Source organism: Streptomyces globisporus C-1027, assembly GCF_000261345.2.
GTDB classification, from domain to species: Bacteria; Actinomycetota; Actinomycetes; order Streptomycetales; family Streptomycetaceae; genus Streptomyces; species Streptomyces pakalii.
On the sequence record NZ_CP013738.1, the window covers coordinates 257,163 to 278,880 of the forward strand.

Annotated in this window: 16 protein-coding genes; 7 read left to right on the forward strand and 9 right to left on the reverse strand. The window is 72.9% G+C overall.

Annotated features, from left to right (window positions below; all coding sequences use genetic code 11):
- Positions 1-21 precede the first annotated feature (21 nt).
- Entirely contained in the window at positions 22-2,436 is a 2,415-nt protein-coding gene (locus WQO_RS01105) for an acylase (protein WP_029182306.1), read from the forward strand.
- A gap of 54 nt (positions 2,437-2,490) precedes the next feature.
- Here WQO_RS01105 and WQO_RS01110 read toward each other — a convergent pair whose 3' ends face one another.
- Complete coding sequence (locus tag WQO_RS01110) at positions 2,491-4,041, reverse strand: acyl-CoA synthetase (protein ID WP_010060745.1); 1,551 nt, start codon at positions 4,039-4,041, stop codon at positions 2,491-2,493.
- Entirely contained in the window at positions 4,038-5,147 is a 1,110-nt protein-coding gene (locus WQO_RS01115; RefSeq protein WP_058953827.1) for an NAD(P)H-dependent flavin oxidoreductase, read from the reverse strand. The genes WQO_RS01110 and WQO_RS01115 overlap by 4 nt, the downstream gene beginning before the upstream one ends.
- A gap of 224 nt (positions 5,148-5,371) precedes the next feature.
- On the opposite strand from WQO_RS01115, the gene WQO_RS01120 reads away from it, so the two are divergent.
- Together WQO_RS01120 and WQO_RS01125 are read left to right on the forward strand one after the other, a co-directional pair.
- A complete protein-coding gene (locus WQO_RS01120; RefSeq protein ID WP_058953828.1) occupies positions 5,372-7,237 on the forward strand; it encodes a serine hydrolase domain-containing protein in 1,866 nt (621 codons plus the stop codon).
- A 228-nt stretch (positions 7,238-7,465) separates the two neighbouring features.
- On the forward strand, positions 7,466-8,632 hold the full coding sequence (locus WQO_RS01125) for an SGNH/GDSL hydrolase family protein (RefSeq protein WP_010060749.1): 1,167 nt from the start codon (positions 7,466-7,468) through the stop codon (positions 8,630-8,632).
- 13 nt (positions 8,633-8,645) lie between these two features.
- Here WQO_RS01125 and WQO_RS01130 read toward each other — a convergent pair whose 3' ends face one another.
- Positions 8,646-10,265, reverse strand: coding sequence for a phytoene desaturase family protein (locus tag WQO_RS01130; RefSeq protein WP_237274085.1), 1,620 nt, complete (start codon positions 10,263-10,265; stop codon positions 8,646-8,648).
- 65 nt (positions 10,266-10,330) lie between these two features.
- Positions 10,331-12,508, reverse strand: coding sequence for a serine/threonine-protein kinase (locus WQO_RS01135; protein WP_010060752.1), 2,178 nt, complete (start codon positions 12,506-12,508; stop codon positions 10,331-10,333).
- A 299-nt stretch (positions 12,509-12,807) separates the two neighbouring features.
- Between WQO_RS01135 and WQO_RS01140 the strand changes: the two genes are divergently transcribed.
- On the forward strand, positions 12,808-13,803 hold the full coding sequence (locus WQO_RS01140; protein WP_010060754.1) for an Acg family FMN-binding oxidoreductase: 996 nt from the start codon (positions 12,808-12,810) through the stop codon (positions 13,801-13,803).
- A 46-nt stretch (positions 13,804-13,849) separates the two neighbouring features.
- Here WQO_RS01140 and WQO_RS01145 read toward each other — a convergent pair whose 3' ends face one another.
- On the reverse strand, positions 13,850-14,527 hold the full coding sequence (locus WQO_RS01145) for a helix-turn-helix domain-containing protein (protein ID WP_010060756.1): 678 nt from the start codon (positions 14,525-14,527) through the stop codon (positions 13,850-13,852).
- A gap of 122 nt (positions 14,528-14,649) precedes the next feature.
- On the opposite strand from WQO_RS01145, the gene WQO_RS01150 reads away from it, so the two are divergent.
- Positions 14,650-15,768: a hypothetical protein gene (locus tag WQO_RS01150; protein ID WP_010060758.1), complete on the forward strand. Its 1,119-nt coding sequence runs from the start codon at positions 14,650-14,652 to the stop codon at positions 15,766-15,768.
- A 60-nt stretch (positions 15,769-15,828) separates the two neighbouring features.
- Here the strand turns inward: WQO_RS01150 and WQO_RS01155 are convergent, their stop codons facing one another.
- The 3 genes from WQO_RS01155 to WQO_RS01165 form a co-directional block, all read right to left on the reverse strand.
- Positions 15,829-17,007 (reverse strand): acyl-CoA dehydrogenase family protein, encoded by a 1,179-nt coding sequence (locus WQO_RS01155; RefSeq protein ID WP_010060760.1) that lies wholly within the window; start codon positions 17,005-17,007, stop codon positions 15,829-15,831.
- Between the two features lie 100 nt (positions 17,008-17,107).
- Positions 17,108-18,262, reverse strand: a complete 1,155-nt coding sequence (locus WQO_RS01160) for a methyltransferase (RefSeq protein WP_010060761.1) — start codon at positions 18,260-18,262, stop codon at positions 17,108-17,110.
- Between the two features lie 142 nt (positions 18,263-18,404).
- A complete protein-coding gene (locus tag WQO_RS01165) occupies positions 18,405-18,617 on the reverse strand; it encodes a hypothetical protein (RefSeq protein WP_010060762.1) in 213 nt (70 codons plus the stop codon).
- Between the two features lie 160 nt (positions 18,618-18,777).
- Here WQO_RS01165 and WQO_RS01170 point away from each other — a divergent pair, with 160 nt between their 5' ends.
- Positions 18,778-19,329, forward strand: coding sequence for a GH25 family lysozyme (locus WQO_RS01170; RefSeq protein ID WP_010060763.1), 552 nt, complete (start codon positions 18,778-18,780; stop codon positions 19,327-19,329).
- Positions 19,330-19,538: 209 nt separating this feature from the next.
- Positions 19,539-20,357, forward strand: a complete 819-nt coding sequence (locus WQO_RS01175) for an endonuclease I family protein (RefSeq protein WP_010060764.1) — start codon at positions 19,539-19,541, stop codon at positions 20,355-20,357.
- Positions 20,358-20,365: 8 nt separating this feature from the next.
- On the opposite strand, the gene glsA is transcribed toward WQO_RS01175, so the two are convergent.
- On the reverse strand, positions 20,366-21,715 hold the full coding sequence (glsA, locus tag WQO_RS01180) for a glutaminase A (protein WP_010060765.1): 1,350 nt from the start codon (positions 21,713-21,715) through the stop codon (positions 20,366-20,368).
- Positions 21,716-21,718 lie beyond the last annotated feature (3 nt).

The window sequence follows — 21,718 nt, forward strand, 5'->3', positions numbered from 1 at the left end:
CGCACCGTTGGGAGGAACACCTTGAGATTGCGAAACCGTCTGAGACTGCTCGGGGTTGCCGGTCTCGCCCTGTTCACCGTGTCGGCGTCGCTGCCGCCGGCCACCGCCTCCGGAGCGGGTCAGGAACGGCACCCGTCCGGCGGCGGGCTCTCCGCCGTCATCCGGTACACGGAGTACGGCATTCCGCACATCGTGGCCAAGGACTACGCGCAGCTCGGCTTCGGCACCGGCTGGGCGCAGGCCGCCGACCAGGTGTGCACGCTGGCGGACGGCTTCCTCACGGTGCGTGGGGAGCGGTCGAGGTTCTTCGGGCCGGACGCGGCCACGGACTTCTCGCTGTCCTCGGCGGCGACGAACCTCTCCAGCGATCTGTACTTCCGGGGCGTCCGGGACAGCGGCACGGTGGAGAAGCTGCTGAAGGTCCCCGCGCCCGCCGGTCCGAGCCGGGACGTGAAGGAGACGATGCGCGGGTTCGCCGCCGGGTACAACGCGTGGATCGCGCAGAACCGGATCACCGATCCGGCCTGCCGGGGCGCCTCCTGGGTACGCCCGGTGACGGCGCTGGACGTGGCGGCGCGCGGGTATGCCCTGGCGGTGCTCGGCGGCCAGGGGCGCGGGATCGACGGCATCACCGCCGCGCAGCCGCCGACCGCAGCACCCCCGGCGGCCGGGGTCACCCCCGCGGAGGCGGCATCGGCGGCGAAGCGGCTGCTGTCGGCGCAGAACGCGGACATGGGGTCCAACGCGGTGGCCTTCGACGGCTCCACCTCGGTCAACGGGCGCGGGCTGCTGCTGGGCAACCCGCACTACCCGTGGCAGGGCGGACGCCGCTTCTGGCAGTCGCAGCAGACGATCCCCGGGGAGCTGAACGTGTCGGGCGCGTCGCTGCTCGGCGCGACGACGATCTCGATCGGGCACAACGCGGATGTGGCGTGGAGCCATACGGTCGCCACCGGGGTGACGCTGAACCTCCATCAGCTCGCCCTCGACCCGGCCGACCCGACCGTCTATCTGGTGGACGGCAAGCGGGAGCGGATGACGAAGCGGACGGTGAGCGTCCCGGTGAAGGGCGCGGCCGACGTGACCCGCACCCAGTGGTGGACCCGCTACGGGCCCGTGACCACGTCGATGGGTGCGGCACTCCCGTTGCCGTGGACGGCGACGACGGCGTACGCGCTGAACGACCCGAACGCGACGAATCTGCGGATGGCGGACACGGGCCTCGGCTTCAGCAAGGCCCGGGGCACGAAGGACGTCGCACGGTCGCTGCACCGGAATCAGGGCATGCCGTGGGTGAACACGATCGCGGCGGACCGGGCCGGGCACTCGTTCTTCGCCCAGTCGCAGGTGCTGCCGAGGATCACGGACGACCTGGCGGAGCGCTGCTCGACCCCGCTGGGCCGGGCCACCTATCCCGCCTCCGGCCTCGCGGTGCTCGACGGCTCCCGGAAGGACTGCGCCCTGGGCAGTGACCGGGACGCGGTGCAGCCGGGGATCTTCGGCCCGGGCCGGATGCCGGTGCTGAAGAACCAGCCGTACGTGGAGAACTCCAACGACAGCGCGTGGCTGACCAACGCGGACCGGCCGCTGACCGGGTACGAGCGGGTCTTCGGCACGATCGCGACACCCCGGTCGATGCGGACGCGCGGCGCGATCGAGGACGTCGCGTCGATGGCGGACAAGGGCCGCCTCAGGGTCGCGGACCTTCAGCGGCAGCAGTTCGCCAACCGGGCGCCGGCCGGGGAGCTGGCCGCGTCGGAGGTCGCGAAGTGGTGCGCCGCGCTGCCGGGCGGTACGGCGGTGGGTACCGGCGGTGCTCCCGTCGACGTGTCGGACGCCTGCACGGTGCTGCGGCGCTGGGACCGGAGCGTGGACAGCGACAGCCGGGGCGCGCTGCTCTTCGACCGCTTCTGGCGGAAGACGTCGGCGGTGCCGGCGGCCGAGCTGTGGAGGACGCCGTTCGACCCGGCCGATCCGGTGCGCACCCCGCGCGGCCTGAACACCACCGCGCCCGGCGTGGGCAGGGCCCTTGCGGACGCGGTGGCGGAGCTGCGGGCGGCGGGCATCGCGCTGGACGCGCCGCTGGGCAAGCACCAGTTCGTCGTACGCAACGGCAAGCGGCTGCCGATCGGCGGCGGGACGGAGTCGCTGGGCATCTGGAACAAGACCGAGCCGGTGTGGAACGCGGCGGGCGGCGGCTACACGGAGGTGTCGTCGGGCTCCAGCTACATCCAGGCGGTCGGCTGGGACGACAGCCGCTGCCCGGTGGCGCGGACGCTGCTGACGTACTCCCAGTCGGAGAACCCGAAGTCCCCGCACTTCAGCGACCAGACCCGGCTGTACGCGGGTGAGCGCTGGGTGACGTCCCGGTTCTGCGAGAAGGACATCGCACGTTCGCCGGACCTGCGGGTGGTGCGGGTGCACGAGCGGCGGTAGCGCACGTCCGGGAGGGGCGCCCCGCCCGCACGCCCCTCCCGCAACCCGCTCCGGCTACAGCGGTCGCTCGAAGCCCTCCCAGTACGGTTCGCGCAGTCGCCGTTTGTAGAGCTTGCCGTTGGGATCGCGGGGCATGGCGGTGATGAAGTCGAGGGAGCGGGGCCGTTTGTACCCGGCGAGCCGCTCCTCGCAGTGGGCGAGGATCGCGGCGGCGAGGGCGTCCGACGGCGCGTGGCCCTCGGCCGGTTCGACGACGGCTTTGACCTCCTCGCCCCGGTCGGCGTGCGGGATGCCGAAGGCGGCGGCGTCCGCGACGGCGGGGTGGGTGAGCAGGGCGGACTCAATCTCGGCGGGGTAGATGTTGACGCCCCCGGCGATGATCATGTCGATCTTGCGGTCACGGAGGAAGAGGTAGCCGTCCGCGTCGAGCACGCCGAGGTCGCCGACGGTGAAGAAGTCGCCGATGCGGTTCTTGCGGGTCTTGGTCTCGTCCTTGTGGTAGCTGAAGCCGCCGGTGCTCATCTTCATGTAGACGGTGCCCAGTTCGCCCGCCGGGAGCCGGTTGCCGTCGTCGTCGAACACGGCCAGCTCGCTGATCGGCCAGGCCTTGCCGACGGTGCCGGGCTTCTTCAGCCAGTCCTCGGCGGTGGCGAAGGCTCCGCCGCCCTCGCTCGCCGCGTAGTACTCCTCGATGCAGCTTCCCCACCAGTCGATCATGGCACGTTTGACGTGGTCGGGGCAGGGTGCGGCCCCGTGGATGGCGTGCCGCATCGAGGAGACGTCGTAGCGGGCCCTCACCTCCTCGGGCAGGGCGAGCAGCCGGTGGAACTGAGTGGGGACCATATGGGTGTGGGTGCACCGGTGCGCGTCGATGAGGCGGAGCATCTCCTCGGGTGCCCAGCCGTCCATCAGGACCAGCGGGTGGCCGATGTGCAGGGCGGCGCCCGCGAACTGGAGCACGGCGGTGTGGTAGAGCGGCGAGCACACGAGGTGGACGTTGCCGTCGAAGGGCCGGATGCCGAAGATGCCGAGGAACCCGCCGAGGTAGGTCTCCTCCGGGCGTTTGCCGGGCAGCGGCCGGCGGATGCCGCGCGGGCGGCCGGTGGTGCCCGAGGTGTAGTTCATGACCCAGCCCAGAGTGCGGCCCTCGGGCGGGCCGGCGGGGTGGCCGTCGAGGAGGTCGGCGTACGGGCGGCTGCCGGGGACGGCGCCGACGCCGTAGCGGTGGCTCGCGGGCAGCCCCGCCTCGTCGGCGGCGGCCGTCGCGGCGTCGGCGAAGCGTTCGTGGACGATCAGGACACGGGCGCCCGAGTCGGCGACGATCCAGGCGATCTCGGGGCCGACGAGGTGGTGGTTGACGGGCACGAGGTAGAAGCCGGCCTGCGAGGCTGCGAGGTAGGCGGTGAGGAGTTCGACGCCGTTGGGCAGCACGACGGCGAACGCGTCGCCCTCGCGCAGTCCCGCCCCGCGCAGCCCGTGGACCATGCGGTTGACGTCGGTGTGGAGCCGGCCCGCGCTCCATTCCTCGCCGTCGGGGGCGATCAGGACGGTGCGGTCGGGGTCGGCTGCGGCCTGGGCCCAGAAGCCGTTGGGCGGCTGGTTCACGTGGCGCTCCTTCCGGCGATGCGGTTGACGCGGGTGACGGCCCGTTCGAATCCGCGGGTGAGGTCGTCGACGACGGCCTGGACGCTGCGTCGGCTGGTCATCCGGCCGACGATCTGCCCCACGGGTGTGCCGAGCAGCTCGCCGACCTCGTACTTCTGGATCCGCGAGACGGCCTCGGCGACCAGCAGCCCCTGGAGCGGCATGGGCAGGGTTCCGGGCCCTGCCGGGTCGTCCCAGGCGTCCGTCCACGCGGTACGGAGCTGGCGTGCGGGTTTGCCCGTCAGGGCGCGGGAGCGGACGGTGTCCCCGGAGCCCGCGGCGAGCAGTTTGGCCGTCAGGGCCTCGGAGTGCAGGTCGGCCTCCTCGGTGGTGAGCCACAGGGAGCCGAGCCAGACGCCCTGGGCGCCGAGGGCGAGTCCGGCGGCGACCTGTTCGCCGCTGCCGATGCCTCCGGCGGCGAGTACGGGCAGCGGGGCGACGGCCTCGACGACTTCGGGGACCAGCACCATGGAGCCGATCTCACCGGTGTGGCCGCCCGCCTCGTACCCCTGGGCGACGACGACGTCGATGCACGCCTCCGCGTGGCGCCGGGCGTGCCGGGCGCTGCCGGCCAGGGCTGCGACGAGTACGCCGTGGTCGTGGGCGCGGGCGATGACGTCGGCGGGCGGCGAGCCGAGGGCGTTGGCGAGCAGTTTGATCGGGTAGTCGAAGGCCACGTCGAGCTGGCCCCGGGCAACCTCCTCCATCCAGCCGGTGATACGCCAGCCGGACGCCTCCCCCTCGGCCAGCTCGGGCACGCCGTGACGGGCCAGGAGTTCCCGGACGAATCCGCGGTGCTCCTCGGGGATCATCGCCTCGACGTCGGCCTCGGTGACGCCCTCGACCTTCGTGGCGGGCATGACCACGTCGAGGCCGTAGGGCTTGCCGTCGGCGTGCTCGTGCAGTCGGTCGAGGTCGCGTGCGAGGTCGTCGGGGGCGGTGTAGCGGACGGCTCCGAGCACGCCGAAGCCGCCGGCTCTGGTGATGGCCGCGGCGACCTCGGGGAACGGCGTGAAGCCGAAGATGGCGTGCTCGATTCCCAGTTGGCGGCTCAGTTCCGTCTCCATGGGCGGCAGGATGCCGCAGCGGTGCGGTCGAGGGAAGAGCTTTTCTGATGCAGTGTCAGATTCTTTGCGGGCCTGGACCCGCCCGGAAACGCGGAGGTGACAGTAACCTCTGCGGCGGCAGGAACTTTCACTGCTCGGCGAGATTTCGGAAGTTACTTTCGCGCGGGCTCCGGCATACGGGTGCGACCCGGTGACCGGACGTCAGGCGCGGGAAGGAGTTGCGGATGACCGGGGACACGCAGGGGTACGGACGGACCTTGGAGAACACCCCACGCACCGCCGGGAGCGGCATCGCCCGGCGGCGGCTGGGCGGCGGGATACTGGCGCTGGGCGGGGCGCTCGCGCTGACACCGATTCCTCTCGCGGGAGCCGCCGCCCGGAGCGGGCCGGGCAGTGCGGCGGACACGGGAGCGGGCATGGAGTCAGGGGCACACCGGCCCACACTGCGGCGCGGCAGCGCGGCCCGCGCCGGGCTGCTCCAGGAGCCGCTGGACCAGCTCGTCCGGGACGCCGAGGCCTTCCTCGCGGACTCCCCCAAGCACCCCTGGTACGCGGGTGCGGTGCTGCTCGCGGGGCGCGGCGGCACGGTGGCGCTGCACCGGCCGATCGGCAAGGCGGTGCGCTATTGCGCGTACGACGAGAAGACCGGCACCGGGGTGGAGTTCCCGGCGGACCGGCAGATCGCGATGGCCGAGGACACCGTCTTCGACCTCGCCTCGATCTCCAAGCTGTTCACCTCGCTCCTGGCGGTCCAGCAGATCGAGCGCGGCACGCTGGAGCTGGAGGCCACGGTCGTCTCGTATCTTCCGGACTTCGCGGGCGGCGGCAAGCAGGACATCACGGTCCGTCAGCTCCTGACGCACACCTCGGGCTTCCGGTCTTGGATCCCGCTGTACAAGGAGCCGACCCGGGAGGGCAAGCTCCGCATGCTGTGGGACGAGATCCCGGCGAGCACCCCGGGCAGCGCCTACCTCTACTCCGACCTCAACCTGATCTCGCTGCAGCTGATCCTGGAGCACCTCACCGGGCGCCCGCTGGACGTCCTGCTCCGCGAGGAGATCACCGCTCCGCTCGGGATGCACCGCACCCGCTACAACCCGCCCGCCTCCTGGAAGCCGAAGATCGCGGCGACCGAGGATGCCCGGCTGCCCTGGTCCGGTCTGGAGCGCGGCCTCGTCTGGGGCGAGGTGCACGACGAGAACGCCTTCGGCTTCGGCGGGGTGGCGGGGCACGCCGGGGTGTTCTCCTGCGCCTGGGACCTCGCGGTGCTCGCCCGGACGCTCCTGAACGGCGGGGTGTACGGCCGCTCCCGCATCCTGTCCGAGAAGTCGGTGGACCTGCTGTTCACCGACTTCAACACCGCTTTCCCCGGCGACGAGCACGGCCTGGGCTTCGAGCTCTACCAGCACTGGTACATGGGCGCGATGGCGACCCCGCGCAGCGCGGGGCACACCGGATTCACCGGGACCAGCCTGGTCCTCGACCCGACGACCGACACCTTCCTCATCGTGCTGGGCAACTCCGTCCACCCCGTGCGGAGTTGGCGCTCGGGCAGCGCACCCCGGGTGGCGACCGCGAATCAGCTGGCCCGGGCCGTTCCGGTCCGGCCCGAACGGGGGCGCACGGCCTGGTTCTCCGGGATGGCGAGCGCCTCCACGGCCACCCTGACGCTGCCCGCCCTGCGCCTGGACTCGGCACGGGCCCGGCTGGAGTGCGCGCTGTGGTGGGACACCGAACCGGCCTCCGACGGCCTCTTCCTGGAGGCGTCGGCGGGCGGGGAGGACTGGCAGCGGGTGCCGTTCACCACCGTACGCCCGGGCCACCGCCCGGACCCGCTGCCGCACCCGGCGGGCTCGGTGACCGGCTGGTCGGGGCGGGTGTGGCACCGGCTGGAGGCGGACCTGTCGGCCTGGCGTGGCACGAGCCTCCAGCTGCGGTGGCGATACACCACGGACCAGCTGTACGTGGGGCGCGGCGCGTATGTGGACGCCCTGCGGGTGCGGGACGGGGGTCGCACGGTCTTCGACTCCGAGCGGCCCCGGGACGCGGGGCGGATCGGGGCGACGGGCTGGGTGCTGTCGGCCGACTGAGCGGCGGGGCGGGGCGCCGCGCGTGGTGTGCCGGCGCCCGCCCGACGCCCCCGCCACAATGGCGTCGCGTCCGGTGCGTACCGACGTCACCACCGGTTCACCCGGGGGCCGTTGGATGGAACGAGCCGTAGGCGAGCCGCTCGGCCCACCCGCTCCCGTGGTCGATTCCAGGAGGCACACCATGAGCAGCGTCCGGCACCCCGCCCCCTTCGACCCGGTGCTCTCCCGGTGACCGGCCGGGCCCCCGCACCGACCAGACGGAGTCTGCTGTACGCGGCGGCGGCCGGGCTCGCGGCGGCCTTCGCCCCCGCCCCGCTCGCGTCGGCGGCCCCGGACCCCGCCCCTGGTCTCCCCCGCCCGGGCACGCCCTGGACCACCTCCTGGGCCACCGCGCAGACCGCGCCCACGGCGGAGGACCCTCTTGCGTCCGCCGGGCTCACCGACGGGCTCTGCACCACGCGGCTGCGGCTCTCGGCGGGCGGGCAGGTCCGGCTGCGGTACGCGCACGCCTTCGGGACCGCGCAGGTGCTGGTGGGTCCGGTGACCGCCGACGGGCGGCCGGTCACCTTCGGCGGGCGGCCCCAGGCGTGGCTGGCGGCGGGCGCCTCGCTCACCAGCGACCCGGTGGCGGGGCTCCGGGTGCCGGACGGCTCCCTGCTGACCGTCGGGACGCGGCTCCCCGGCCCCACCGGCCCGCTGTCCTTCCACCGCAACACGCACGCCTGGCACACCGTCGACGGGGTCCGGACCCGGTCCGTGTTCCTCCTGACCGGGGTCGAGACGACCGGGGCGCGCGGCCCGGTCCTCGCCGTGCTGGGCGACTCCATCGCGGAGGGCACCGGCACGCCCGACGACGCGGACCTGCGCTGGCCCGACCAGCTGGCGCGCAGGCTGTCCGGCTCCGCCGTCGCCAACCTCGGCATCAGCGGCAACCGGCTGCTGCTCGACAGCGACCGCTTCGGACCGAGCGCCCAGGCCCGCTTCGACCGGGACGTGCTGTCGCTGCCGGGGCTGCGGACGGTCCTGGTGCACCTGGGCGTCAACGACCTCCACCATCTGCCGGTCGAGCGCGACCCGGCGCGGATGGTGGCCGCCTACCGCCGGCTCGCCCTGCGCGGCCGGTCCGCCGGGCTGCGGGTGGTGGGCGCCACCATCACCCCGTTCGAGGGGTGGACCCGCTGGACGCCGGAGGCGGACGCGGTGCGCCGGGAGGTCAACGAGTCCCTGCGCACCGGGAGGATCTTCGACGCCGTCGCCGACTTCGACGCGGTCCTGCGCGACCCGGGCCGCCCCTCCCGGCTGCTGCCCGCGTACGACAGCGGCGACGGGCTGCACCCGGGCACCGAGGGGCACACGGCGATCGCCGCCGCCGTGGACCCCCGGCACCTGCGCTAGGGAGTGCCCCTCACTACTCCCCGAGCGCGGCCATCGCCGCGTTGTGGCCGGGTACCCCGCTGACCCCGCCGCCGCGCACCGCGCCCGCCCCGCAGAGCAGCACAGTGGCGTGCGCGGTCTCCACACCCCAGCGCCCGGTGCTCTCGTCCGCGTACGGGAAGGCGAGGTCGCGGTGGAAGATGTGGCCGCCGGGCAGCCGCAGATCACGCTCCAGGTCGAGCGGGGTCTTGGCCTCGATGCAGGGTTCGCCGTCGGCGTCGAGGGCCAGGCAGTCGGTGATCGGCTCCTCCAGGTGCGCGTCCAGTTCGGCGAGGGTCGCCTTGAGCAGGGCGGCGCGGGCGGCGTCGTTGTCGGAGGCGAACAGCCGGGCCGGGGCGTGCAGGCCGAAGAGGGTGAGGGTCTGGTAGCCGCGCGCGACGAGTTCGGGGCCGAGGATCGTCGGGTCGGTCAGCGAGTGGCAGTAGATCTCGGACGGCGGGGCGGTGGGCAGCCGCCCCGCCGCCGCGTCCCGGTAGGCGTCGGCGAGCTGCCCGTACCCCTCGGCGATGTGGAACGTCCCGGCGAAGGCCTGCCGGGGGTCGACGGACCGGTCGCGTAGCCGGGGCAGCCGGGTGAGCAGCATGTTCACCTTGAGCTGGGCGCCCTCGGCGGGCGGGGGCGGGGTGTCGCCGAGCAGGGCGGCGAGGGCCTGCGGGGAGGCGTTGACGAGCACGCGGCCCGCGGCGACGACCCGTTCGCCGTCCGGGGTGCGGACGGTGACCTCGGCGGCGCTCCCGTCGGTCTCGATACGGGTCGCCTCGTGCCGTACGCGGATCTCGGCGCCCGCCGCCCGGGCGGCCCCGGCCAGGGCGTCGGTGAGTGCGCCCATGCCGCCGACGGGGACGTCCCAGTCGCCGGTGGAGCCGCCGATCACGTGGTAGAGGAAGCACCGGTTCTGCAGGAGCGAGGGGTCGTGGGCGTCGGCGAAGGTGCCGATCAGGGCGTCGGTGAGGACGACCCCGCGCACCAGGTCGTCGGTGAAGTTCTCCTCGACGGCCACACCGAGCGGTTCCTCGAAGAGCATCCGCCAGGCGTCGGCGTCGTCGATCCGCTCGCGCAGCGCGTCACGGCCGGGCAGCGGTTCGGTGAGCGTGGGGAAGACGCGCTCGGCGACCCGCTGCGTCATCCCGTAGAAGCGCTGCCAGGCCGCGTACTCGCGATCGCCGCCGGTGAGCGCGGCAAACGACTCCCGGGTGCCCTCGCCCGCGACGAGCAGCCCGGTGGGGCGGCCGTCGCGCACGGCGGGGGTGTAGGAGGAGACGGTCCGCTTGCGCACGGCGAAGTCGAGTCCGAGGTCGCGGACGATCTTGTCGGGCAGCAGGGAGACCAGGTACGAGTAGCGCGAGAGCCGGGCGTCGACCCCGGCGAAGGGGCGGGTCGAGATCGCCGCTCCTCCGGTGGTGCCGAGCCGTTCCAGGACGAGGACGGACTGTCCGGCGCGCGCGAGGTAGGCGGCGGCGACCAGGCCGTTGTGACCGCCGCCGACGATCACGGCGTCGTAGCGGTCCCGGGCGGGCGCGCCGGGCCCGGAACCCTCCTGGGGTCGGTGCTGACCTGCGGCTGTCCGGGGTGCGGGGCTCTGAGGTGCGGGCATGCACCTTCGTAACACGCCGCGCGCCGTCCCCACCAGAGGCGGCGGCTCGACGGGGCGGTCCGGCCTCAGGCCTGGGCGAGCCGCTCCAGGCAGTGCGCCTCGTCGTCGCGGGCCGCGAGCGTCTGGGGGTGGTCGGGGCCCAGCGTCCGGGTGCGCGCCTCCGCGACCTGGCGGTACGCCACGAGGGCCTCGCTCCAGCGGCCGAGCCAGCCTAGCCCGGCGGCGACCTCCCGGCGGCTGATCACCGTGTCGGGGTGGTCGGGTCCCAGGGCCCGTTCCCGGAGGGCGCAGACCTCGCGGGCCTCCGTGAGCGCCTCATCCCAGCGGCCCAGCCGCCCCAGGTTGACCCCGAGGCCGTGACGGGCCCGCAGTGTCTCGGGGTCGGCCGCTCCGGCGGTCCGGGTGCGGTCGGCGACCAGGGAGCGGTACAGCTCCAGGGCCTGCGTGTCGTGGCCGAGCCGGCCGAGGCTGATGCCTGCCTCGTAGCGGGCGGCGAAGGTGTCGGGGTGGTCGGCCCCGAGAACGTCGGCGCGGGCCCGGGCGACGTCCTGGTAGGTCGCCAGGGCCTCCGTCCAGCGGCCCAGTCTGCCCAGGGTGTACGCCACTTCGTAGCGGGTGGCGAGGGTGTCGGGATGCGTCGGTCCGAGCACGCGGGCCCGGGCCTCGGCGACTTTCCCGGCGATCCGGCAGGACTCCTCGGGGCGCCCCAGTCGGCAGAGGTTGAACGCCAGGTTGTGGCGGCAGCGCAGGGTGTCGGGGTGGTCGGGGCCCATGACGCGTTCGCGGGCGGCGAGGACCGTCTCGTACACCTGGTGGGCCTCGGCGTGCCGGCCGAGCCGTCCCAGGGCGTGGGCGGTCGCCTGGCGGGCGGCGAGCGTCTGCGGATGGTCGGCGCCCAGGGCGCGCTCGCGGCCCTCGGCGACCCGGGTGAACGCGCTCAGCGCCTCCTCGGCCCGGCCCGTACGGCTGAGGGTGAGGCCGATCTCGTAATGGCTGGCGAGGGTGTCGGGGTGGTCCGGGCCGAGGACACGCCCGCGCTGCTCGGCGACCTGGCGGTGCACCTCCCCCGCCTCCTCCCAACGGCCGAGGCGCCCGAGGTCGATACCCGCGCTGTGGCGGCCCTCAAGACCGGCGAGGAGGTCCGGGGCCGACGGCCCGGCCGACACGGAGACGAAGGAGTCGGTGTGCGGGGCGGTGGCGCGCGCGGTGGTCCACTGCCCCGTCAGCCCGGCGGCCGGGTCGGCGCGTTCGGCGTGCGGGCCGGTCGCTCCGGTCGCCCGGTGACCGGCGGTCATGGACCGGGTCCAGGCGGGCAGCGCCCTCTCGCGCGGGGCCGGCAGCGGCCCTGGACCGGGGTGCGCGAGGGGTCCCGGTCCGAGCGCGGGCTGTTCGCCGGTCCGGCCGAGGACGATGCGGCGGCGCAGGTCGCCCGCGTCCACGGGCCGCTCCTCCGGGGCCTTGGCGAGCAGGTCGAGGACGACGCGGTCGAAGAAGCCGGGCAGTTCAGCGCGGTGGGTGCGCAGCGGTTCCGGCGGCGTGTCGCGGTGTCCGACGAGCACGGCCCAGGCATCCTCCTGGTCGAACGGCGGTACACCGGTGGCGATTTCGTACAGGACGCAGCCGAGCGAGTAGAGGTCGCTGCGGTGGTCGACCTCCTTGCCGCTGATCTGCTCCGGCGACATGTAGTGCGGGGTGCCCATGGCGAGGCCGGTGGTGGTCAGCCGGGAGGTCATGCTGATGTCGTGGCCGAGGCGCGCTATGCCGAAGTCGCAGATCTTCACCGTGCCGTCGGTCAGCCGCATGATGTTGGCGGGCTTGAGGTCGCGGTGGACGATGCCCTGCCGATGGGTGTAGCCGAGGGCGTCGGCGACCTGCTCCGCGATGTCGACGACATGCTCGACGGGCAGCGGGTGCTGCTGGTTCTCCTCCAGCAGCTGGCTCAGGTTCTGTCCGTCGAGAAGTTCCATGACGAGGTAGAGCACGCCCTCGTACTCACCGAAGTCGTGCACGACGGTGACACCCCTGTGCTGGAGGGAGGCGGCCACCCGGGCCTCGCGCCGGAAGCGCTCGCGCAGCACACGGGTGAACGCCTGGTCGTGCTGGGGGCCCATCGGTTTGAGGCATTTCACGGCGACCTGGCGGCCCAGCGACTCGTCGAGGGCGCGCCACACCTCGCCCATACCGCCACGCCCGATGAGTTCGAGCAGCCGGTACCGGCTCTGGATCAGCCTGGTGTCCGCCATCTGCCGCTTCCCGCCCCCGTTGTTCCCTGTTCCCCGTGTTCCCAGCCGCTGTGCTGTGCCCTCCCCGGCCCGTCCAGTATGGCTGCCGGTACGCGGAGTGTGTACGCGGCGGGGCGGTTACCGGGTCCTGGCCGTGTCCCGCGTCGGCCATCGGGCGGTGCGGCAGCCGTGGAGGCGGGGCCCGGCCCCCTGCGGGCGCGCCCGGGCGGTCCACCGCATGCGAGCGGCCGGGCGCTCCTGGGACAATGGCACGCACGGGCGATCGGGAGACCTTCTGGACGACAGGAGACGCGAAGACCATGATCCCCACCGAACAGCGCGCCACCGCGATCGTCCCCTCGCTCGTCGAGGAGGCCGTGGCCGCGCCCTCCATGCACAACGCGCAGCCGTGGAGGTTCACCCACCGCTCCGGCAGCCGCCGCCTCTGCCTGTACGGCGATCCGGAACGTACGCTGCCGGTCGGCGACCCGGACCAGCGCGCCCTGCACATCGGATGCGGGGCGGCACTGCTGAATCTGCGGGTGGCCGCCGCGCACCGCGGCTGGACGGCTGTCACCGAGCTGCTGCCCGATCGCCACGATCCCTGGCACCTCGCCGACGTGCTGCTGGAGGAGAGCCCGGGGGCCACCGACCTCCGGCTGGCGGACCTGCAACCCGCCGTGCGGCGTCGGCACACCAGTCGGCTCCCGTTCTCGGACGAGCGGATCCCGCCGGAGATCTGGGACGAGCTGAGCGCGGCGGCGCTGCTGGAAGGAGTCCGGCTGATCGTGCCGGGAACCTGGCACGCCGACGCCGTCATGGACCTCGTGCACGACGCGGAGCTCTTGGAGTCGGCCAGCGACGCCATGCGCGCCGAGATCATCAGCTGGACCCGCACAGGCAGGGCAGGGGAGGGCCCGGCCACCGAGGGTGTCCCGTCGTACGCGTTCGGCCCCCGCCAGCACGGGACGACGGCCCCGGTACGGGACTTCGACGTACCGCACAGCTCTCCCGCCCGAGCGGCCGCCGTGTTCGAGGAGAGGCCGCAGACGGCCCTGCTGGGTACCGCGGCGGATCTGCCCGTCGACTGGCTGCGGGCGGGCCAGGGCATGGAGCGCGTGCTGCTGCAGGCCACACTCGACGGGCTCGCGACGTCCTTGATCTCGCAGCCTCTCGAATGGCCCGAGCTCAGGGACCTGGCGCGTGATCCGCGCTCCCGGACCGGCTTCGTGCAGATGGTGTTCCGCTTCGGCTACGGGCCCGCGGGCCCGGCCACGCCCCGGCGGCCGGTCTCGGAGGTCCTTGAGGTCACGTGAGACGGGCGCGTCCCTCCGCCGCAGGAACCGGATGCACCCCCCGGCGTCAGCCGGCCTCGCCCGGGGCGTCGGGGACGACGATCTTGCGCCCGGTGATCCGCCGGGGCGCGAGGACCATGACGTGTTCGCGCTCGGCGCCCGCCCACGGGGTCGCGTACGCGGCCTCCCTCAGCTGCCGCGCGGCCTCCTCGTCGGTGACGGCGTGCACGGTTCCGACGAGCAGGACGCTCCAGCCCTTGCTGAAGGCGTCGTCGATGTGGTCGGCCTCGAAGGCGATCTCGGTGTCGTCGGCGGTGGCCAGCGGGGAGTCCTCCGCCGTGCTGAACACCACCTCGCCATCGCTCACCTGGTAGTTCACCGGCAGGACGACCGGCCCGTCGCCGAGGGCCAGCGCCACCCGCCCCACCCCGTGGTCACCCAGCAGCGTCCAGCACATCGTTTCGTCGAGTTCAGCCATCCGGGCGCGCCGGGCGCCCCGGCCCGCGCCGCGCGGCAGCTCGACCGCCCCGCCCGTCAGCTCCAGCACCGTCGTCTCCAGTGCGTCGGCCAGCCGGAGCAGGAAGCCGACGCCCGGGGTGGCGGACTGCTCCTCCACGTACTCGATGTAGCCGGGCGCGGCGCCCGCCCGCAGGGCTACGTCCTGCCGGGACAGACCGAGCTGCAGGCGGCGTGCCGCGATGCGCCGGCCCAGGTCGCCGCCGGCCGACTGCGGTGCTGAGGGCATCGCGGGGCTCCTTCACTGTCGACGTGCGTCCCCCACGGCTCACGCTAACCAGGACCGCGAGCGGTCGCAGCGCGGAGGCCCGTCGTACTCTTCCCCGAGTTCGCCTGCCCCGGGAGATTCGCTTGTCCGTCCGTGCTCGGCTCCGTGCCACCGTGCCCGCTCCGCTGCCCTTGGCCCAGGCCGGTCCCCCGGAGATCACGGGGCTGCCGGGGTACCGGCTGCTCGTCCAGCGGAGCGACGACGCGATCGTGGCCCAGCCTCTGGCCGACGCCTTCGCCGCCCGCGCCGGAGCGATCGCCCGTTTCCCCGCGCCGTGGCCGCGGCGCCGTGGCACGTGGGAGGTGGCGCCGGACGCGATGTGGGCCGTCTTCGCCGGAGTCCATGCCGTGCGCGCGGTGGATCCGTCGGGGGCGACACGCTGGGAGGTCCGCCACGGGTGCTGGTCCGGCGGCTGCGAGGAGATCCACGCGTCGTACGAGTCGTACGCTGACCGGCGGGACCACCGGTACCCCGAGAGCGGCTCGGTCGGCTTCTCGGCGGACGGCAGGCTCGTCTGGGCGCACGTACGCGGCCCGTTGCCCGGGGGTGAGCTGAGCCCGGACACGGCGGACGAGTGGCTGGTCATCGACGCCGGGGACGGTCGCGTGCTCGCGCGGGCCGACGCCGAAGCGGCTGCGGCCGGCAGCGCTCACCTGCCCCATCCGACCGATCCCGCGCAGATGGGGCTGAGCATCGGCGAGGGCCAGGACGGTGCACGGCTGCGATGGGGCCGGTGGGACGGGAAGGAGCTGACCGTGGACTGCCTGGACGGCGACCTGTGCCTGCTGAGCCTGAGCCCGTCGGGCGACCGGCTCATGACGGTCTCTCACGATCAGGACTCCCTCGCCGTACGGGACTCCCGTGGCGCCGTCGTCGAGGCGCTGGACTGGGACGCCGACGCGGCGATACCCCGGCACCCGGAAGCTTCCGCCGACGAGGACGAGCTGCCCGTCTGCTGGGACTGGGCCGGCGGCTTCCTCGACGAGACGACCCTGATCGCGTCGACCACCGAGAGCGACGAGGACTGCGGGCAGTACCGCCACTGGCTGGTCGACACCACGGCGGCACACGGCTTCGTGCCGGTCGACTACCCCTCACCGGTCTCCTGCGAGCCGACCGCGCTGGGCGGCGGTCTCTGGTCGACGCTGTCCCCGTCCCGTGACGTCGTCCACGTCTGGAGTCCCGACGGACCGGAAGGCTGATCCCGGCCATCCGGTCATCCCGGCAGGGCTTTCACGCGCCACAGGCCGTGTGACAGGGCATCACCGCCGCACGCGCGGCATCCCCAGCCCGATCCACGAGATGATCTCGCGCTGGATCTCGTTGTTGCCGCCGCCGAACGTGAAGATCACGGCCGAGCGGTAGCCGCGTTCCAGTTCGCCGTGGAGCACCGCGCCGGCCGAGCCCTCCTTCAGGGCGCCCGCGGAGCCGACGATCTCCATCAGCCAGGCGTACGCGTCCCGGCGGGCCTCGGAGCCGTAGACCTTGACCGCCGAAGCGTCCTGCGGGGTGAGGGTGCCGTCCTGGAGAGCGGCGACCATCTGCCAGTTGAGGAGTTTCATCGCGTCGAGGCGGGTGTGGGTGCGGGCGAGCAGGGCGCGGACCCAGCCGAGGTCGATGACCCGGCGGCCGTCGGCGAGCTTGGTGTCGGCGGCCCAGCGCTGGACGTTGTGCAGGGCGCGGACCGCCATCGTGCCGTGGGCGGCGAGGGTGACGCGCTCGTGGTTGAGCTGGTTGGTGATGAGCCGCCAGCCCTTGTTCTCCTCGCCGACACGGCGGGAGACCGGGACCCGGATGTTCTCGTAGTAGCTCGCGGTCGTGTCGTGCGAGGCGAGGGTGTTGATCAGGGTGCAGGAGTAGCCCGGGTCGCTCGTGGGGACGAGGAGCATGGTGATGCCCTTGTGCGGCGGGGCGTTCGGGTCGGTGCGCACCGCGAGCCAGACCCAGTCGGCGGTGTCGCCGTTGGTGGTCCAGATCTTCTGGCCGTTGACGATGTACGTGTCGCCCTCGCGGACCGCGCGGGTCTTGAGGGCCGCGAGGTCGGTGCCCGCGTCCGGTTCGCTGTAGCCGATCGCGAAGTCGATCTCCCCCGACAGGATTCCGGGCAGGAAGTGGGCCTTCTGCTCGCCGGTGCCGTACTGCATGATCGTGGGACCGACGGTGTTCAGGGCCATCAGGGGCAGCGGTACGCCTGCCTGGGCTGCCTCGTCGAAGAAGATGAACTGTTCCATCGGGGTCAGCCCCCGGCCGCCGTACTCCTTCGGCCAGCCGACCCCCAGCCAGCCGTCGGCGCCGAGCCTGCGGACCGTGTCGCGGTAGAAGCGCTTCTGGGCGGCGGGTTCCGCGTAGCGCGCGTAGGCGTTGTCGGGCACCAGGGCCGCGAAGTAGGTCCGCAGTTCGGTACGCAACCGCTGCTGCTCAGGCGTGTATTCGAGGTGCACGGCCCCTCCAGAGTCTCGCGTCGGCGTCGTCCGTGTGCGGCGGCGCACACAGTAGAACCTGTTGCAAGAATCCGGAAGGGCCGGGGCGTCGGGTTCGTCGTCAGCGCTTGACGGCGCGCAGGACCACGAACTTCGGATCGCCCGCGACCGTGGTGCAGTTGCCGAAGATCCGGCGCAGGTGGGTGTGGTACGAGAGGTGCCGGTTGCCCACGACCCACAGCTCGCCGCCCTGCCGCAGGGCGGTCCGCGCGCCGGCGAACATCGTGCGGGCCGTGGCGTCGGTGGTCGCCGTGTGGGAGTGGAACGGCGGGTTGTTCAGCACCAGATCGACGCTGCCCGGTTCGAGGCCGGCGAGTCCGTCGCCGACCAGGAAGTCTGCCTTCGCGCCGTCCGGCGCCCCGGCCCGGAAGGTCTCCTCGGCGGAGGCGACCGCCCCGTAGGACTCGTCGACGAAGGTGATGTGCGCGTCGGGATTGGCGACGGCGGCGGAGAGCCCGACGACACCGTTGCCGCAGCCCAGGTCGACGACCCGGATGTCCCCGCCGCGGGTGGGCAGGTGCTTCAGGAAGAAGCGGGTGCCGACGTCGAGGCGGTCGGCGCAGAAGATCCCGGCGTGGTTGACGGTGGTCAGGCCCGAGACGGGGCCCACGTCGGCGGGCAGCTCGTAACGGTACGGCCACGGGCTCGGCTTACGGGGCAGCTCGGGATCCGGGGTGCAGAAGATCAGCCGCGCCTTGCGGACGGCGAGGGAGGTGCGGGTGGGGCCGATGATCCGCTCGAAGAGCTTCAGCGTGGAGGTGTGGATCTCCTTGACCATACCGGTGCCGATGATCACGGTGCCGGCGTGGACGGCGGGCGCGATCCGGTGGAGCTGGTCCTCCAGGAACGCCAGCGACTTGGGCACGCGGACGATCAGGACGTCGATCCGGTCCGGCGGGGTGTCACGCGAGGACAGCAGCCGTACCGCGTCCTGGTCGACGCCGTTGCGGGCCAGGTTGGCGAGGGTGGCGCGCCGGGCCAGGTAGGAGTCGCTGATCTGGACGGGCCGATGCGCGGCCAGCGCGGTGGCGAGGGCTCCCCAGCGGTCCCCCACGACGGCGACCGTCCCCGAGAGGTCGACCGGGCCCGCCTCGGGGTCCGTCAGCTGCCGGAGCAGGTATTCGTCGGCGGCGTCCCACGCCCGGAAGGGGTCGCGCGGGTGCTCGGGGAAGCGGGCGAGATCGAACGTGCCCTGGGGGGTCGTCAAGCTGTTCATAGGTGACTCAGGCTAGCCGAGGGAGCCGGGGGCGCCCCACACGGTCCCCGGCCCCTCGGCCGCGTTCACCTCGGTGTACGGAGCGGCGTACGGCTCCGCGCGCCCGCCCGCCGGGTACCCCTGCGGACGCCCGGGGGGTGTGTCATGGCAGTTGCTTGTCGATGGCCGACCGCCCCTCGGCGGCCAGCTTGCGCCGGGCCCACTCCAGGGTTTCCGGCGTCACGTCCCGCCCTGAGGCCAGCACCAGGTCCTCCGGGCTCGGCCGGTCGCTCGCGCCCGTGTGCAGGAGCCGGTCGGGCGTGACGCCCTCCGGTCCGGCCAGGGCCCCGGATACGGATTCGGACTCTTCGCTCATGCCGCCTCCTCGTCCTTGCGGCAATTCTCACCCTCCGCGGACCCGGCCGCATCCGATGAGCGCACGCCCCTTACCCGGGAGGGTGAATCGGCCCTTGGCGGGCCCGGGGAGTGGGCAGGAGAGGGAGATCGTTGTCCCAGAACTCCCGAGGCGGGTGCCCATGCTCCACGGTGTCGACGTCAGCGCCTATCAGCCTTCCTACGACACGGACGGTCTCGGCTTCGTCCTCATCAAGTCCACCGAAGGCCGTACCTACGTCAATCCGCGTCTGGACGCGCAGGTGAAGCGCGCCAGGGACGCCGAGTGCGTCGTCGGCTTCTACCACTTCCTCTGGCCGGGGAACGTGGCGGACCAGGTCGACTACTTCCTGAGCAAGACCCCCGAGAAGGCGGGTGATCTGCTCGCGGTCGACTGGGAACAGACCGGCGGTGGGACGCGGGCGAGCAACGCGGAGAAGGACCGGTTCATCCGCGCGGTGAAGGAGGAGCGGCCCGGCCACCGGGTCCTGCTGTACTGCAACCGCTCCTTCTGGCTCAACCACGACACCACGAGCTACGCGGGCGACGGATTGTGGATCGCCGACTACGTCTCCGCGGGCAAGCCCCGTATCGAGGCGGACTGGCGCATCCACCAGTACACCGACGATCCGCTCGACCGGAACGTGGCCGACTTCGGCTCGGTCCGGGCCCTGCGGGACTGGGCGGCCGGATAGCACCCGGATACCACCCCTCGCGGAGGGCCGTCCGCGAGGGGTGACGACACGGCGACGCTTGACCTGCACATGATAGGTGCAGCGTGTTCACACCTGGGCCACGGTGCGTGTGGAAGGCTCCCGGCTGACCACCTACCGAACGGCCGCCGCGCGAACGCCCCCACCCAGGGTCCCGCCGCGACGCCCGCGTTCCGGAGAGGACACCCCACATGTCCCGTCGTCACTCGTTCTACGCGCGTCCACTGCTGGTCGCCGTGGCCACCGCCACCGTGCTCGCCGGCACCGCGGCCGCGGCCCCCGCGGACTCCTCGCCCGGCGGGTACACCACAACCGCCGCCGCCCTCGACGACACCTACTACCAGGACGCCGTCGGCAAGACCGGCGCCGAGCTCAAAGCCGCCCTGCACACGATCATCAGCGAGCAGACCAAGCTCTCCTACGACCAGGTGTGGGACGCCCTGAAGGCGACCGACGAGGATCCCGCCAACTCCTCCAACGTCGTCCTGCTGTACACCGGGCGCTCCCAGTCGAAGAACGACAACGGCGGGGGCTCGGGCCAGTGGAACCGGGAGCACGTCTGGGCCAAGTCGCACGGCGACTTCGGTACGTCGACGGGTCCGGGAACCGACATCCACCACCTGCGGCCCGAGGACGTCCAGGTCAACTCGACCCGGGGCAACAAGGACTTCGACAACGGCGGCAGCGAACTGGGTGACGCCCCGGGGAACTTCACCGACGGCGACTCCTTCGAGCCGCGCGACGAGGTCAAGGGCGACGTCGGCCGCATGATCCTCTACATGGCCGTGCGCTACGAGGGCAACGACTCCTTCGCCGACCTCGAACCCAACGACCAGGTGGACAACGGGTCCGCGCCGAAGATGGGCAAGCTGTCCGTCCTCAAGCAGTGGAGCCAGGAGGACCCGCCGGACACCTTCGAGAAGCGCCGCAACGACGTCATATTCGAGCAGTTCCAGCACAACCGGAACCCGTTCATCGACCACCCCGAGTGGGTCGGCGCCATCTGGTAGCCCCCGGCTCACCCCTCCCCGGCCAGGGCCTGCGCGCAGCCTTCGACGGCGTCCTCACGGGTGGCGTAGCGCGGCAGGTCCTGGCCGGCCCCTTCCCGGAGGACGTCGGGCGGGCCCAGCAGATCTCGTGGGTCGACGACGGCCGCGGGCCGCCCGTCGGACAGGAGCCGCGCGAGTCCGGTGTGCAGCATGGCCAGGGCCACGGGGTCGACGGCGGTGACGTCGTGCAGGTCGAGCACCACGGATCCGCCGTTCGGCCCCGACTCGTCCAGGGCGTACAGCACGCGTTCGGCGGCCGTGAAGTCGATGGCCCCCTGGGCGACGACGACGCCGACCTGTTCGTGGAGGACCCGTTCGTTCTCGGCGGAGGGGGCCGACGGCAGGTCGTCCGCGGTCGTGACGAGGGTGACGGTGGAGCCCGGCAGCGCGGGGTTGAGCATGAGGTGGAGCCCGTAGCGCTGCGACATCGCCTCCAGCGCGGCGTGGCCGCGCACCGAACCGCCGGTGGCGTCCAGCGGCGGGCTGTACGTGGCGACCCCGAAGCGGGCGGGTCCCACCGCGATGAGGCCGCCGGACACCCCGCTCTTGGCGGGCAGTCCGACGCGCAGCAGCCACTCGCCGGAGCCGTTGTACATGCCGCAGGTCGCCATGACGGCGAGAACCCGGGAGGCGACCTCGGCGGAGACGACTTCCTCGCCGGTGACCGGGTTGACGCCGCCGTAGGCGAGCGTCGCAGCCATGGTGGCAAGGTCGACCGCGGTGACGCGGGTCGCGCACTGACGGAAGTAGCGGTCGACGGCGAGGACCGGGTCGACCGGCATGGTGCCGGTGGAGCGGATCAGGTAGGCCAGCGCGCGGTTGCGGTCCCCGGTCGCCGACTCTGAGCTGAACACCTCCTCGTCGACGTCCAGTTCCCGTCCGGCGAACCGGCCGAGGCAGCGCAGGATCCCGTCGAAGGCGGGCTCGTCGGGAGTGTCGGGGATCAGGGCGGTGGTGACGATCGCGCCGGCGTTGACCATGGCGTTGGCGGGCCGGCCGGTGCCGGGTTCGAGGCTGATGGCGTTGAACGCCTCGCCGCTCGGCTCGGCGCCCACCCAGCGGCTCACCTCGTCGAGGCCGAGCACGGAGAGCGCGAGGGCGTAGATGAACGGTTTCGAGACGGACTGGAGGGTGAAGGGGATGTCGGCCTCGCCCGCGCTGTAGCGGTGTCCGTCCATGCTGACCAGCGCGAGCCCGAAGGCGTCCGGGTCGGCCAGGGCCAGCTGGGGGATGTAGTCGGCCGGCTTCCCGTCCCGTACGCCGATGAACCGGGCGCGCAGGTTCTCCAGCGAGTCGGTCACCGCGTCGGCTGCGCTCACGGC

What these genes read in the sequence shown, in the direction of transcription:
- WQO_RS01115 (WP_058953827.1), bottom strand. Translation starts at nt 5,147, where the DNA reads ATGGAGACGGAACTGAGCCGCCAACTGGGAATCGAGCACGCCATCTTC.
- WQO_RS01120 (WP_058953828.1), top strand. Translation starts at nt 5,372, where the DNA reads ATGACCGGGGACACGCAGGGGTACGGACGGACCTTGGAGAACACCCCA.
- WQO_RS01130 (WP_237274085.1), bottom strand. Translation starts at nt 10,265, where the DNA reads ATGCCCGCACCTCAGAGCCCCGCACCCCGGACAGCCGCAGGTCAGCAC.
- WQO_RS01135 (WP_010060752.1), bottom strand. Translation starts at nt 12,508, where the DNA reads ATGGCGGACACCAGGCTGATCCAGAGCCGGTACCGGCTGCTCGAACTC.
- WQO_RS01140 (WP_010060754.1), top strand. Translation starts at nt 12,808, where the DNA reads ATGATCCCCACCGAACAGCGCGCCACCGCGATCGTCCCCTCGCTCGTC.
- WQO_RS01145 (WP_010060756.1), bottom strand. Translation starts at nt 14,527, where the DNA reads ATGCCCTCAGCACCGCAGTCGGCCGGCGGCGACCTGGGCCGGCGCATC.
- WQO_RS01160 (WP_010060761.1), bottom strand. Translation starts at nt 18,262, where the DNA reads ATGAACAGCTTGACGACCCCCCAGGGCACGTTCGATCTCGCCCGCTTC.
- WQO_RS01165 (WP_010060762.1), bottom strand. Translation starts at nt 18,617, where the DNA reads ATGAGCGAAGAGTCCGAATCCGTATCCGGGGCCCTGGCCGGACCGGAG.
- WQO_RS01170 (WP_010060763.1), top strand. Translation starts at nt 18,778, where the DNA reads ATGCTCCACGGTGTCGACGTCAGCGCCTATCAGCCTTCCTACGACACG.
- WQO_RS01175 (WP_010060764.1), top strand. Translation starts at nt 19,539, where the DNA reads ATGTCCCGTCGTCACTCGTTCTACGCGCGTCCACTGCTGGTCGCCGTG.